15 protein-coding genes are annotated in these 14,071 nt (G+C 54.7%); 6 read left to right on the forward strand and 9 right to left on the reverse strand.

Going from position 1 to position 14,071, the window contains the following annotated elements; genetic code table 11:
- Positions 1-11 precede the first annotated feature (11 nt).
- Together ACEQFP_RS05720 and tpiA are read left to right on the forward strand one after the other, a co-directional pair.
- Complete coding sequence (locus ACEQFP_RS05720; protein WP_005295639.1) at positions 12-662, forward strand: DUF1454 family protein; 651 nt, start codon at positions 12-14, stop codon at positions 660-662.
- A 115-nt stretch (positions 663-777) separates the two neighbouring features.
- Entirely contained in the window at positions 778-1,545 is a 768-nt protein-coding gene (gene tpiA, locus ACEQFP_RS05725; protein ID WP_005295642.1) for a triose-phosphate isomerase, read from the forward strand.
- Positions 1,546-1,709: 164 nt separating this feature from the next.
- Here the strand turns inward: tpiA and pfkA are convergent, their stop codons facing one another.
- The 4 genes from pfkA to cpxP all read right to left on the reverse strand — a co-directional run bounded on the left by pfkA (position 1,710) and on the right by cpxP (position 5,982).
- Positions 1,710-2,672: a 6-phosphofructokinase gene (gene pfkA, locus ACEQFP_RS05730; protein ID WP_005290977.1), complete on the reverse strand. Its 963-nt coding sequence runs from the start codon at positions 2,670-2,672 to the stop codon at positions 1,710-1,712.
- A 294-nt stretch (positions 2,673-2,966) separates the two neighbouring features.
- Positions 2,967-3,869 carry a CDF family cation-efflux transporter FieF gene (fieF, locus tag ACEQFP_RS05735; protein ID WP_005290980.1) on the reverse strand — a complete coding sequence of 301 codons (903 nt, stop codon included), beginning with the start codon at positions 3,867-3,869 and terminating at the stop codon, positions 2,967-2,969.
- Between the two features lie 330 nt (positions 3,870-4,199).
- Positions 4,200-5,069, reverse strand: a complete 870-nt coding sequence (locus ACEQFP_RS05740; protein ID WP_005290982.1) for a Mig-14 family protein — start codon at positions 5,067-5,069, stop codon at positions 4,200-4,202.
- Between the two features lie 433 nt (positions 5,070-5,502).
- The gene (gene cpxP / locus ACEQFP_RS05745; RefSeq protein WP_005290984.1) at positions 5,503-5,982 is read right to left on the reverse strand and encodes a cell-envelope stress modulator CpxP; all 480 of its coding nucleotides are present in this window, start codon (positions 5,980-5,982) and stop codon (positions 5,503-5,505) included.
- Between the two features lie 150 nt (positions 5,983-6,132).
- Between cpxP and cpxR the strand changes: the two genes are divergently transcribed.
- The 3 genes from cpxR to trmL are packed head-to-tail and all read left to right on the forward strand — an operon-like array spanning position 6,133 to position 8,732.
- The gene (cpxR, locus tag ACEQFP_RS05750; RefSeq protein ID WP_005290987.1) at positions 6,133-6,831 is read left to right on the forward strand and encodes an envelope stress response regulator transcription factor CpxR; all 699 of its coding nucleotides are present in this window, start codon (positions 6,133-6,135) and stop codon (positions 6,829-6,831) included.
- Positions 6,828-8,216 (forward strand): envelope stress sensor histidine kinase CpxA, encoded by a 1,389-nt coding sequence (gene cpxA, locus ACEQFP_RS05755; protein ID WP_005290989.1) that lies wholly within the window; start codon positions 6,828-6,830, stop codon positions 8,214-8,216. Before cpxR ends, cpxA begins: the two co-directional genes overlap by 4 nt.
- A gap of 42 nt (positions 8,217-8,258) precedes the next feature.
- Positions 8,259-8,732, forward strand: coding sequence for a tRNA (uridine(34)/cytosine(34)/5-carboxymethylaminomethyluridine(34)-2'-O)-methyltransferase TrmL (gene trmL / locus ACEQFP_RS05760; protein WP_005290991.1), 474 nt, complete (start codon positions 8,259-8,261; stop codon positions 8,730-8,732).
- 57 nt (positions 8,733-8,789) lie between these two features.
- Here trmL and cysE read toward each other — a convergent pair whose 3' ends face one another.
- The 5 genes from cysE to ACEQFP_RS05785 all read right to left on the reverse strand — a co-directional run bounded on the left by cysE (position 8,790) and on the right by ACEQFP_RS05785 (position 12,140).
- On the reverse strand, positions 8,790-9,611 hold the full coding sequence (gene cysE, locus ACEQFP_RS05765; protein WP_005290993.1) for a serine O-acetyltransferase: 822 nt from the start codon (positions 9,609-9,611) through the stop codon (positions 8,790-8,792).
- Between the two features lie 291 nt (positions 9,612-9,902).
- Positions 9,903-10,919, reverse strand: coding sequence for an NAD(P)H-dependent glycerol-3-phosphate dehydrogenase (gene gpsA / locus ACEQFP_RS05770; protein ID WP_005290996.1), 1,017 nt, complete (start codon positions 10,917-10,919; stop codon positions 9,903-9,905).
- The gene (gene secB / locus ACEQFP_RS05775; protein WP_005290999.1) at positions 10,919-11,380 is read right to left on the reverse strand and encodes a protein-export chaperone SecB; all 462 of its coding nucleotides are present in this window, start codon (positions 11,378-11,380) and stop codon (positions 10,919-10,921) included. The genes gpsA and secB overlap by 1 nt, the downstream gene beginning before the upstream one ends.
- A gap of 55 nt (positions 11,381-11,435) precedes the next feature.
- Positions 11,436-11,684 (reverse strand): glutaredoxin 3, encoded by a 249-nt coding sequence (gene grxC, locus ACEQFP_RS05780; RefSeq protein ID WP_035596257.1) that lies wholly within the window; start codon positions 11,682-11,684, stop codon positions 11,436-11,438.
- Between the two features lie 24 nt (positions 11,685-11,708).
- Positions 11,709-12,140: a rhodanese-like domain-containing protein gene (locus ACEQFP_RS05785; RefSeq protein ID WP_035595513.1), complete on the reverse strand. Its 432-nt coding sequence runs from the start codon at positions 12,138-12,140 to the stop codon at positions 11,709-11,711.
- 378 nt (positions 12,141-12,518) lie between these two features.
- On the opposite strand from ACEQFP_RS05785, the gene gpmM reads away from it, so the two are divergent.
- The gene (gene gpmM, locus ACEQFP_RS05790) at positions 12,519-14,063 is read left to right on the forward strand and encodes a 2,3-bisphosphoglycerate-independent phosphoglycerate mutase (RefSeq protein WP_370547123.1); all 1,545 of its coding nucleotides are present in this window, start codon (positions 12,519-12,521) and stop codon (positions 14,061-14,063) included.
- Positions 14,064-14,071 lie beyond the last annotated feature (8 nt).

Genomic DNA, 14,071 nt, shown 5'->3' on the forward strand with positions numbered 1-14,071 from the left:
GGATTATGAGCATGCTGCGAATCGCCCTACTCTCCATCCTCTTGCTGGCCAGCCTGCCCGCTGCCAGCGACGCCGCCTCGTCCGATCCGGCCCCCGAGTCATCGACCGCCGCCTATCTCTTACCCGGTGCACCGACCTTCGATCTTACCCTGGTTAGCTTCCGCACACGCTATAATCAAGACTTTCCGATGCTCCCCTTGGCAGAGTATCGCGCCATCAGCGTACAGGATGAGGATCTGCCGCTAACCCGGGCCGCAACGCGTATTAATCAGGCGATTTACTCCTCCGTGGTGTTAGAGAAGGGGACAGGGAAGATCAAGAGCCTACAGATCACCTATCTGCCTGAGAGCGACGCCGAGGTAAACAACACGCGAGAGAAGGGGAAACGGGAGGCCAAGAATGGGGCGGACAGTACCGATCGGCAACTGGCTATCCGTTATATTGCAGCCATTATGCAAAGCTTCTCACCCACGCTCTCGGCACAGCAAAGCCTGGAAAAAGCCACACAGCTATTGAGCCGTGGTAAAAACCACGCCTACTACAGTCAACAGGATGGTTCCTTACGCTATGTGGTAGCAGATAGCGGAGAAAAAGGCATTACATTCGCTGTTGAACCGATTAAGCTAGCACTATCAGAGGATGCTGATCCCCAAAATCCATAGGCATTTAATGATGGAAAACAAAGCGTCTGACGCGCAATTTTTTATACTGTCAGACAGAATATGCCGATGAGGCAAATTGATTTCGATTATGTGTTTCCCAATTGGAGGAAAGAAAATGCGTCAACCACTCGTTATGGGTAACTGGAAACTGAACGGTAGCCGCCACATGGTTCACGAACTGGTCGCCGCGCTGCGCGCCGAGCTGAGCGATGTCGCGGGCTGTGACGTCGCTATCGCACCGCCGACCGTGTATCTGGATATGGCCGCTCATGAGCTGGCCGGTAGCCGTATCGCTCTCGGTGCCCAGGACGTCGGCATCAATGCCTCCGGCGCATTCACCGGTGAAACCGCTGCCGCCATGCTGAAAGATGTCGGTGCGAAATACATCATCATCGGCCACTCCGAGCGTCGTACCTATCACAAAGAGAGCGATACCTTCATCGCTGAAAAATTCGCCGCGCTGAAAGAAGCTGGTCTGATCCCGGTTCTGTGCATCGGTGAAACCGAAGCAGAAAACGAAGCCGGTAAGACCGAAGAAGTCTGTGCGCGTCAGTTGGATGCCGTACTGAAGAGCATGGGCGCCCAAGTCTTCAAAGGTGCGGTCATTGCCTATGAGCCCATCTGGGCTATCGGTACTGGCAAATCGGCTACGCCGGCGCAGGCTCAGGCCGTGCATAAGTTCATCCGTGACCACATCGCAAAACACGATGCGGAAGCCGCCCAGGAAGTCATCATCCAGTACGGTGGATCCGTCAACGCGGCCAATGCTGCCGATCTGTTCAAACAGCCGGATATCGATGGTGCATTGGTTGGCGGCGCTTCGCTGAAAGCTGATGCCTTCGCGACCATCGTACGTGCTGCCGCCGAAGCCGCACAGGCCTAAGTCGCCCGTACGTCATCTACGCGATAATAAACGGCGCCCCTCACGGGCGCCGTTTTTTTTATTCCGTCCCCACGCCGTAATCAGCGTATCGGCACGGCCCAGCGTCAACATAAAAAAGCCCCGCCGAGGCGAGGCTGATAAAACGGTCAGCGGTAAGACTGAAGTTAGAACAACATCTTAGCCGTATCCAGCCAATCGCCCTTAAACGGACGCTTCATGTTTTCCACTGCATCGATGATATCGTGATGTACCAGTTTTTCGTTCTGGATACCGACGCAACGGCCACCATATCCTTGTAACAGCAACTCAATGGAGTAAGCGCCCATTCGCGAGGCTAAGATGCGGTCATAGGCGACCGGCGCACCGCCGCGCTGAATATGGCCCAAAACCGTCGAGCGCGTCTCACGGCCGGTTTCCTGCTCAATAAACTTAGCCAACTCATCAACATCACAGATATGCTCAGTGATCGCGACGATGGCATGTTTCTTACCCTTGGTGATACCCGCCTTGATCTCTTCGACCAAGTCCTCACGCTTAAACTCCACCTCCGGCAACACGATGTATTCGCAACCACCCGCAATCGCCGCAGCCAGGGTCAAGTCGCCGCAGTAGCGGCCCATCACTTCCACGATGGAAATACGCTGGTGAGAGGATGACGTATCACGCAGGCGGTCGATCGCCTCCACAACGGTCTCCAGCGCGGTGAAATAACCAATGGTGTAGTCCGTCCCAGCCACGTCATTATCGATGGTGCCCGGCAGGCCGATACAAGGGAAGCCCATCTCAGTCAGACGCTTGGCTCCCATATAAGAGCCATCGCCACCGATGACGACCAGGGCATCCAGGCCAAACTTACGCATATTCTCCACCGCTTGCGCCCGCACTTTCTCATCGCGAAACTCCGGGAAACGTGCAGAGCCGAGGAAAGTACCGCCACGGTTGATCACATCGGAGACGCTATAGCGATCCAGTTGCTCAATACGTCCTTCATACAGACCGAGGTAGCCATCATGGATGCCATACACATCTAACCCTTTGGACAAGGCTGCACGCACGACACCGCGGATGGCCGCGTTCATGCCCGGCGCATCACCGCCACTGGTCAAAACACCGATTTTTTTGATCATGACTACCTCTGAGCTTGTGGATACTATTTCTTAGAAATGGAGTGGATTGGCGCGTATAACGCTGGCTCGACCACCGCATACGACGGTAGCCAACGCCCTCACGCTGCCCGGTACCCGCAACACCGGCCCAGGCCCCGCCTTCTGGTACAGAAAATGAACACATTAGTCGATTACTGTGTAATATTATAGCAAAGTAATCAAGCTGAATTGATTCAGGTCAGTCCACACATGGTAAATATTTTACTGTGTAAAAAAAATAGCAGTGCTGTAATCCGGCTCACAAACTGATATTTTTTAACACTCCCATCGCCCTTTTTGTTCAAGGGGCACCACCGAGGTCGGATCTTGGTGAATGATCACATCTGCACCGGGAAAGTGTTGCAATAGATCATGCTCAACCCGATCGGCAATAGCATGAGCTTCTACCAGCGGCAGCGCATCGTCCATCTCAATATGTAACTGAATAAAACGGGTCGGCCCAGACTGACGGGTACGCAGATCATGCAACCCCAATACGTCACGATGACGATGGATCAACGAGACAATCAGTCTACGCTCCTCTTCACTCAATGCTCGGTCAAGCAACGACTGCACCGCCTCATAGCCCATACGCAAGGCGCTATAGAGAATATAGACCCCAATTCCCAACGCAAATATGGCATCGGCCCAGGTCACACCATACCAACTCAGCCCCAACGAAATCAGGATCGCCCCATTCATCAGCACATCAGACTGGTAATGCAGCATATCCGCCCGCACCGCCTGACTCTGAGTCTTACGCACCACCCAGCGCTGAAAGGTCACCAGCAACATGGTGCTGATCAAGGCGAAAGCCGTTACCCAGATCCCGACACCGGGATCGTGCAACGGCGCCGGCTTAATCAAGTGTTGGAAGCCCGTTAGGAACAGGAACAGTGCAGAACCGCTGATAAACATGCTCTGTGCCAACGCCGCCAACGACTCCGCCTTACCGTGACCAAAGGTATGGTCTTCGTCGGCTGGCTGCAGGGAGTAACGGATCACCAATAGGTTAGTCAACGAGGCCGCGATATCCACCAGTGAGTCCACCAACGAGGCCAGCAGACTGACCGATCCGGTGTACCACCAGGCCAATATTTTAAAAATCAGCAGGATTGTGGCTGTCACTGTCGCGGCTAATGCCGCAACCTTGACCAGTCGTGCATATTGCTGATGCATAGATCCACCCAAAAATAGTATTTGCGATTAGCCGACCAGTATAGCGAATTGCACAGCAAAAAAGGCAGCTCATCGAAAACCCAAGATTTGGCCCACACTGCGCCAGCCCCGTCACGCGACCGACCCGACAACACGGGTGTTCAGCGCTATGAAATGGGTCACCCCAATTGAATGGAGAGGCTCAGCCATGTCGATGTAAAAATAACAAGCGAAAAGCCGGTGAGAAAGTCGTGGACGGAACTATACCGATCAACAGGCAAGCGGGTATGGCTATCCAGAGGAAAAATCATGGAGACGCCACACCAGCCGCTTCATAGCAATATTTTTGTCTTAAAAGATGACTCGGGATAGGAGACGAGGAACGCACCAGCGTTTCTTGTACTCACCCGACATAAAACCATAGGAGTATTTCACATCGGCACCTAATTCGGCGACGCGCTCAATATTACGCCACATCAACATGGTGCCGAGGGGGTGCTCGCAGGTAACATCGTAACCAATGTTGATAAAATCGACAAAGATACCTCTGACGGACTCTGTTTTAAGCAATAGTTGGATGCCGATGATTTGCCCATTTAACGTAGCGATATCGCCATAAAAACAGTGCTGAAATCGCCGAAAGAACGCCTGATTCATCGCCAAGTTTGTAACACCTTGTCCCCAACGCTTTTTAAGTAGCGCATCATAACTATCTAGCAGTACATCAGCAGAGATAGTGCTAATATCGATAAAAGCACCACCAGATTGCTGAAATTTTTTTATTTCACGACGTCGAGTCTGCTGTGTTTTTTTAGAGAAATCGGGGATCTTTTTTGCTATCGCTTCCAGACGCTTAGAAAATTTTTTAGTAATATTCAATGAGTAGGGGTAATCACCACTCAAGCAACGCGCCTTAAAGGGTGCACAACAAAATACATCACGTCGCATCGGTAACACAATTCCCGATACCGGCAGCGGTAAGCCGACAATAGATTTATTATTATTTTTGAAATCATTAACCAACCATCCATTATCAATACAAGCTGCCGCAACTATCTCGCCATGATGATAATAGGCAATAAAATTAAATTTCGCCCCATAGTTAATCATGAATTCAATATAGTCTGGCGCAGATTCCGCACTATACCCATAGCGTTGCGCTACCATCTTATAGCTAGCAAAATCACATTGCTGCCAACCGAGTAGTTTTTTAATAAGCATTGACTAAACTTAGACATGTAACACATCAATGCCATCTCGGTAGAGATAATAGCCACCCCACATACCGGCCAACAAATAGCCACGTCTGCTAGATACTCTCAAAACCGACAAACACGTGTTACTCGTCTACTTTCCCATAAAGTAAGATTAAAGATAAATTCATCATACGATTAATATTACAATATATCATAAAATGTAACTTTGTATAATAAACAATTAATATACAAGAAAGTGATTATATTGATGCTGACGAGGGGCGTTCACGATCTCGTGACGCTCGCATGAATACCATGGTGACGAACGATGATCAATACCTCAGCGATCGATGAGGGAAGAAGGATAAACAAGAGATAAAAAAAACCCCCACATCATGTGGGGGAAGACAGGGATGGTGTCTATGGCAAGGAAAAACAGGGTGCTACTCGGTCGTACACTACTTCTGGGCAGAAGTATTCTGCATGTACGCTATCTGCTGCTGCCAACCGGCGATTCTCTGCTGATAACGTGCATTTAACTGGGCCTTCTGTTCCGGCGTCAGGAGGTTAAACATCAGGTTACGGATACGAGCCATTTCAACCTGGCGATCAACACTCTCCTGTGCCATCTTCTCTGCCAACGCTCTCACCGCGCTGGCATCAAACTTTTCTGCGGTCATCAGGCGATGCATGGCTTCGATATCATGCAGATTCACGCTCGAAAAACCGTGGCGCGCCGTCTGCATCAAATCCCGCATTTGCTGGCGTTGATGCTCTGTCAGACTCACACCATCAAACATATGGTTATGGTCCATACTCTGTTGCATCATGTCGCTGCCCTGATGCCAACGGCTAATCTGCTCACCCTCATTGGCAGAGACAGCGACGCTGGTCAGCGTAAGCAAAGCGGCCATGGTCAGGGTTGCAGTCTTTTGCATCTCTCACTCCTATGTACCGGCTCGCTCATTGATTCGATGTAGTGCAGTCTACCCGCGCAGCTGAAAACATGCGTCAGGGGATGTAAAACTAAGTAAAGTCATGGATTAGCGGCATTTGATATCGTATTTTGCGTCAGGAGGTAACACCCAATGAATAAGATTTTACTGGTTGATGACGATCGCGAACTGACGTCGCTTCTTCAGGAACTGCTTGATCTTGAAGGATTTGAAGTTATCGTCGCTCACGATGGTGAGCAGGCCTTAGCCATGCTGGACGCCAGCATCGACTTACTACTGCTGGATGTCATGATGCCGAAGAAAAACGGTATCGATACCTTAAAAGAGTTGCGTCAACATCATCAGACCCCGGTCATTATGCTCACCGCCCGCGGCAGTGAACTCGACCGTGTCCTCGGATTGGAATTAGGCGCCGACGACTATCTTCCTAAGCCGTTCAACGATAGGGAGTTAGTAGCACGTATCCGCGCTATCCTGCGCCGCTCCAGCTGGAACGAACAGCAGCAAAACGGCGATAATGGAGCACCGATCCTTCAGGTCGACCGCTTACAACTGAATCCTGGGCGCCAAGAAGCCAGTTTCGATGGCCAGCCACTGGAGCTCACCGGTACCGAGTTCACCCTGCTATACCTGTTAGCGCAGCATTTGGGGCAGGTCGTCTCGCGCGAACATCTCAGCCAAGAAGTTTTAGGTAAGCGGCTAACGCCCTTCGATCGCGCCATCGACATGCATATCTCTAACCTTCGCCGCAAACTTCCGGAGCGCCAGGACGGTCAGCCATGGTTTAAAACGCTGCGCGGACGCGGCTATCTGATGGTATCCGTTTCATGATCAATAGCCTAACGGCGCGTATTTTTGCCATTTTCTGGCTGACGCTGGCCCTGGTGTTGATGGTGGTGCTGATGCTCCCCAAGCTCGACTCGCGCCAGATCACCAGCCTGCTGGACAGTGAACGGCGCCAGGGCATCATGCTGGAGCAGCATGTCGAAGCCGAATTGGCCGTCGATCCTCCCAACGACCTACTGTGGTGGCGTCGACTATTCCGCGCTATCGATAAATGGTCACCGCCGGGCCAACGCCTGCTGCTGGTGACTAGCGAGGGGCGTGTGATCGGAGCCCAACGCAACGAGATGCAGATCGTGCGTAACTTCATCGGCCAATCCGATAACGCCGATCATCCGAAGAAGAAAAAATATGGTCGTGTCGAGATCCTCGGCCCCTTCCCCATCCGTGATGGCGAGGATAACTACCAGCTATATCTGCTACGCCCGGCCAATAGCCCGCAATCTGACTTCGTCAATCTGCTCTTCGACCGTCCGTTACTGCTATTGCTGGTCACTATGCTGATCAGTTCGCCGCTGTTGCTGTGGTTAGCCTGGAGTCTGGCGAGCCCAGCCCGCAAGCTGAAGATGGCGGCCGATGAAGTTGCCAGCGGCAATCTGCGCCAGCATCCTGAACTGGAGTCTGGACCCCAGGAGTTCTTGGCGACCGGCGTCAGCTTCAACCAGATGGTGAGTGCACTTGAAGGAATGGTTAAGGCGCAACAGCGCCTGATCTCCGACATCTCGCACGAGCTGCGCACGCCGCTGACCCGCCTGCAATTGGCCACCGCCCTGATGCGGCGACGCCATGGTGAATACAGCGAGCTGGCGCGCATCGAGACCGAGGCTCAGCGCCTAGATAGCATGATCAACGATCTGTTAGCCCTATCGCGCAACCAGCACAAGACCGAATTGGATCGCGAACCATTGCGTGCCGATGAACTATGGTCCGATGTTCTAGACAATGCCCGCTTCGAAGCAGAGCAACGCGGTAAAAAACTGGAGGTACCAACGCCTCCCGGCCCATGGCCATTGTTTGGCAGCCATGCGGCACTGGATAGCGCATTCGAGAATATCGTGCGTAACGCGCTGCGCTACTCCAATAGCCACATCGTGATCCATTTCAGCTGTGACAAACAAGGGATCACTATCCATGTGGATGACGATGGCCCCGGCGTTGCCCCACAGGATCGTGAGCAAATCTTCCGCCCCTTCTACCGTACCGATGAGGCGCGTGATCGCGAATCCGGTGGTACCGGGCTGGGACTGGCCATTGTCTCTACCGTGGTCGAGCAGCATCACGGCTGGGTTAGGGCCGAAGATAGTCCATTAGGTGGGCTACGTCTGACGCTCTGGCTACCCCTCTCCAGTCGTAGCGGCGTGGGCAAAGCCTAACACTCTGCGTTATACTGCGCCCCCTGAACTCTGGGGGCGCCAATGCTGAACATCGTACTCTTCGAACCTGAAATTCCACCCAATACCGGTAATATCATCCGCCTATGTGCCAACACGGGCTTCCATCTCCACCTGATCGAGCCGCTGGGCTTCACCTGGGACGACAAGCGACTGCGCCGCGCCGGCCTGGATTACCATGAGTTCGCCGACATCCGCCGCCATCACGACTATGCGACCTTTCTCGCCAGCGAATGTCCACAACGCCTGTTTGCCCTGACAACCAAGGGTACTCCCGCTCACAGCGCGGTCAGCTACCAGGCTGGCGATTATCTCTTGTTCGGTCCGGAAACACGTGGATTGCCCGCCACGATCTTGGACAACCTGCCGGCGCAGCAAAAGATCCGTATTCCCATGCTGGCCAGCAGCCGCAGCATGAACCTGTCTAATGCCGTCTCCGTCGTGGTCTACGAGGCTTGGCGTCAACTTGGCTATGCCGGTGCCCTACTGCGCGAGTAATGCCAAGGGCGGTCACTGACCGCCCTCGCTATCCGATCCGGCGCGCCTAAGACACGCTTAAATACCGCTGCCATCCTCGAAGCCGTGGCTATTACCATTGAAGCGCTGATCCATATCCATCGAGGGTTTGTCGCTCTCCGGTCGACCGACAATGCGCGCCGGCACGCCAGCCACCGTCGTGTGCTCCGGCACCGCATGCAACACGACCGAACCCGCACCGATCTTGGCACCACGGCCTACCTCGATATTACCTAAGATCTTAGCGCCGGCACCGATCATCACCCCCTCACGGATCTTAGGATGGCGATCGCCACACTCCTTGCCCGTCCCCCCCAGGGTAACCGACTGCAAGATCGACACATCGTTCTCCACCACCGCCGTCTCACCGATGACGATACCGGTGGCATGATCCAGCATGATGCCACAGCCGATACGGGCCGCCGGGTGAATATCCACGCCGAACGCCACAGAGATTTGATTCTGTAAATAAATGGCCAAGGCTCGTCGCTCCTGGCGCCATAACCAATGACCGATACGATACGCCTGTAGCGCATGGAACCCCTTCAGGTATAACAAGGGGGTGGAGTATTTATCGACAGCCGGGTCGCGTTGCCGCACCGCCAGGATATCGCGCGCGGCATAGTCCACCATGCAAGGATCGGCACGATAAGCCTCCTCCGCCACCTCTCGAATGGCGATCGCCGGCATGATCGGATCGGCCAGCTTATTCGCCAGGATGTAGCTCAACGCGCCAGACAGATTCTCATGCTTCAGTAACGTGGCATGGAAAAAGCTGGCTAACATCGGCTCACACTCCGCCAGCCCGCGCGCCTCCATCTTGATGTTATGCCAGATGAGCGCCAATTCTTCTGTCGACATGTTTATGCTCCCCTCCTCGTTGCCGGCGATACCCCGGCCTTACAAAGCGATCCTCGTGCTATCCCCCGTCCTCCAGGTAATGGAACGCATGCGGCCACATGGCAGCGACCGCCGACGCCAGACACTCACAGGAGAGGGAAATGGAGAGGATCGGATAATGAATTACGTTATTAATTAATCAGACAGGGGCGCGCGCGGTCAAGAAGAGGATAGCGATAATCCCGACCTGATTCACACCCCTAGGATGAAAGGATGCGGTATCCGCCGATACGGCGGATACCTAAACGGCGCTCAGCGGGCGTTTTCGTCCTTACTGGCGCGCCCTAACAACGAGAGGGCGGCCTCACGGACGTTCTTATGACAGTACAACACTTGGTAGATCTGCTCGGTGATCGGCATCTCGACGCCATGGCGCTGTGCCAGCGACATCACCTCTTTGGTATTGCGATACCCCTCGACCACCTGGCCGATCTGCGCCTGCGCCTCCTCGACGCCCATCCCCTGCCCCAGCATGATACCGAAGCGGCGGTTACGCGACTGATTGTCGGTACAGGTCAATACCAAGTCACCCAGCCCGGCCATCCCCATGAAGGTGGCAGGATCGGCGCCGAGCGCAACGCCCAGCCGACTCATCTCGACCAGACCACGCGTAATCAGCGCGGTACGCGCATTGGCACCAAAGCCGATACCATCCGACATCCCGGCACCGATGGCGATGACGTTCTTCACCGCCCCCCCCAGTTGCACCCCGATAAAATCGGGATTCAGGTAGACGCGAAAGCTCTTACCGCAATGCAACAGGTGCTGTAAATCCTCAGCGAAGGCCATATCTTGCGAGGCGACGGCAATCGCCGTCGGCATCCCGGCGGCCAACTCCTTGGCAAAGGTAGGCCCGGAGATCACCGCTAACGGGATATCCGGCCCTAACGCTTCGCGAGCCACGTCTTGCAACAAACGCCCGGTCTCCGCCTCCAACCCCTTCGTCGCCCAAACCAGACGTGCATCCGGACGCAGATGAGGACGAAGCTGACGCAACACATCGCCAAAGACATGGCTCGGTACCACCACCAATACATCACGGCTCGCGGCCAATGCCTGTGCCAGATCGGTCTCTAACGCCAAGCTGTCGGGGAAACGCACATCCGGTAAGAAGGCCTGGTTGCAGCGTGCCGCCTCCAGCGCCGCGATGTGCGCCGGATCGTGACCCCACAACACCACCGGATGCCCGTTACGGGCTAAGGTAATGGCCAACGCGGTGCCATAGGAGCCGGCACCGATGACCACCATGGAAGCGGCGGGCGTCGTCATTACGCTTCCTGAGTCGGCTCTTCGCCGGCCTGCTGCTGCAGATAGTTCATGAACAGAGCGTCAAAGTTCACCGGCGCCAAGTTCAATTGCGGGAAGGTGCCACGTGCGACCAGGTTGGTGATGCACTCACGCGCATACGGGAACAGGATGTTCGGGCAGTAAGCGCCCAGGCAGTGCGCCATCTGAGTTCCTTCGATACCCGAGATGGTAAAGATACCCGCCTGCTGAACTTCACACAGGAATGCCGTCTCTTCGCCCATGGAAGCCGTCACCGTGACGCGCAGAACGACTTCGAAGACGCCTTCGGCCAGTTGGCTGGACGCCGTGTCCAGATCCAGTTTTACCTCCGGCTGCCACTCTTTCTGGAAGATCGCCGGTGCGTTCGGCGCTTCAAAGGAGATGTCTTTGGTATAGATACGCTGGATCTGGAAAGACATTTCGGTGTTGTTTTGTTCAGACATGGTTGCTTCCTAATCTTTAACTAATGGGTTAATCCCGATTAAACATCGACGCCAGTTACAGCAGTGGGTCAAGCTCACCCCGGGCATCTAATGCGTGCAGGTCATCACAGCCGCCGATGTGGCGCCCGTCGATAAAGATCTGCGGCACGGTGGTGCGGCCACTGCGCGCAATCATCTCTTCACGCTTCTCGGGATGCGCGTCGATGGCGATTTCATCAAACCCAGCCCCTTTAGCCGTCAACAGCGCCTTGGCGCGTAAGCAGAACGGACAGGTCGCTTTGGTATAAATCTCAATCTTGGCCATGATGACTCCTCAGTCAATATCAGCTTATTTTCCGCGGGCTAACGGCAGATTATCGCCCTGCCAGCCAGCAATACCATCTTTCAGAGAAAATACCTGGGCGAAACCCGCGTTAACCAGATGCTCCCCGGATTGACGAGAGGTCATGCCATTGGCGCACACGACGATCACCGGCTGCGCCTTATGCTTCTCCAACTCACCAAAGCTGCCACTCTTCAGTTCGCTCGGCGTCAGGTTTACGGAGTTGGCGATGTGCCCCTTGCGGTACTCGTCACGCGTCCGGGTATCGACGACGACGGCGTCCTCTTTGTTGATCAGTTGGGTCGCCTGGCCGCGACTGATATCTTTCACCTTAGAGAAACGGCTTTTTATCGTCATGACGACAACCGCAACAAACAGCACAATCCACGCCACGCTCAGCACAGGGTGGGCCGTGACGAATTGCATAATCTCTTGCATTTGCATGGGGGGTTACTACTCCCGAATCGGTTAAAGGGCTAAATCAAGGGAACAGAGTATACCTTCGCCTCGCTCCAAATACAGCCGATTAGCACGCGCCGGGCGCTGAAACTGCGGCCTGGCGCGAAAATTTCCCCCTCACCGCTTGCCCTCCTCGCGGCGTGATAGGACACAAAAGGGGCTCTCTTGATTTTTCTACAGCCAAGCGGCAACGGATTGTAGTAAAATTACGCTAATTCACGACGGAATAGCCGTGTATATTGGGGCGAGTCTCACCATCGCCTGTGGCGCCTCACCTTCATCGGCACCGCAGGGGCAATTGCACCGTGTGTGCACGGCTATTCACTCTTGAACTTATCAACATATGAGGTTGTTGTAATGTCGAACGCCAAAAAACCGATGGTTCTGGTGATCCTTGACGGCTACGGTTACCGTGAAGATCAGCAGGATAACGCGATCCTGAATGCTAAGCGTCCGGTGATGAACCGTCTGTGGGCCGAATATCCGCATACGCTGATCTCAGCCTCCGGCCTCGATGTCGGTCTGCCGGATGGCCAGATGGGTAACTCCGAAGTTGGTCACGTCAACCTCGGGGCTGGTCGTATCGTGTACCAGGACCTGACTCGCTTAGACAAAGAGATCAAAGAAGGTGATTTCTTCAACAATGCGGTGCTGACGCGCGCCGTTGATAATGCCGTCGCCGCAGGTAAAGCAGTACATATCATGGGCCTGATGTCTCCGGGCGGCGTACACAGCCACGAAGATCACATCATGGCGATGGTCGAGCTGGCCGCACAGCGTGGCGCCGAAGCGATCTATCTGCACGCCTTCCTCGACGGTCGCGATACCCCGCCGCGTAGTGCGGAATCAACACTGAAACGATTCACCGATCGCTTTGCCGTCCTGGGTAAGGGTCGCATCGCCTCGCTGGTCGGGCGTTACTACGCCATGGACCGCGACAACCGTTGGGATCGCGTCGAACTGGCCTATGACCTGCTGAGCGAAGCCAAGGGTGAGTTCCAGGCCGATAACGCCATCGATGGCCTGCAGGCCGCCTACGCTCGTGGCGAAAATGATGAGTTCGTCAAGCCGACCGTAATCCGCGCCGCTGGCCAAGCCGATGCCGCGATGCAAGACGGTGATGCACTGATTTTCATGAACTTCCGTGCCGACCGTGCGCGCGAAATCACCCGTGCCTTCGTGAATGCCGACTTCGATGGCTTTGCCCGTCACAAGACCGTACAGCTGGGCAGCTTCGTCATGCTGACCGAGTACGCCGCCGACATTCAGAGCGAGTGCGCTTACCCGCCTGCCTCACTGACCAACACGCTGGGCGAGTGGTTGATGAAGCACAACAAGACCCAGCTGCGTATCTCCGAAACCGAAAAATACGCGCACGTCACCTTCTTCTATAACGGTGGTGTCGAGACGCCCTTCGAAGGCGAATCTCGCATTCTGATCAACTCCCCGAAAGTGGCAACCTACGATCTACAGCCGGAGATGAGCTCCGCCGAGCTGACCGAGAAACTGGTTGCCGCTATCGGTAGCGGTCAGTACGACACCATTATCTGTAACTATCCGAACGGCGACATGGTCGGCCATACCGGTGTCTACGATGCCGCGGTGAAGGCCGTAGAAGCGCTGGATGCCTGCATCGGTCAGGTTGTCGAAGCGGTACAGAAGGCCGAGGGCCAGCTGTTAATCACGGCCGACCACGGCAACGCCGAACTGATGCGTGACCCGCAAAGCGGCCAGCCGTACACCGCCCACACGAACCTACCTGTCCCGTTGATCTATATCGGTAAACAGGCTGAAGCGGTCGAAGGGGGCAAGCTGTCTGATATCGCGCCGACGATGCTGACCCTGATGGGCATGAATGTCCCGGCAGAGATGACTGGCAAGCCGCTGTTCATCGTGAAATAATCGATCCC

Origin of the sequence: Edwardsiella sp. A.80236, assembly GCF_044540725.1 — a bacterium.
Classification (GTDB): domain Bacteria; phylum Pseudomonadota; class Gammaproteobacteria; order Enterobacterales; family Enterobacteriaceae; genus Edwardsiella; species Edwardsiella tarda.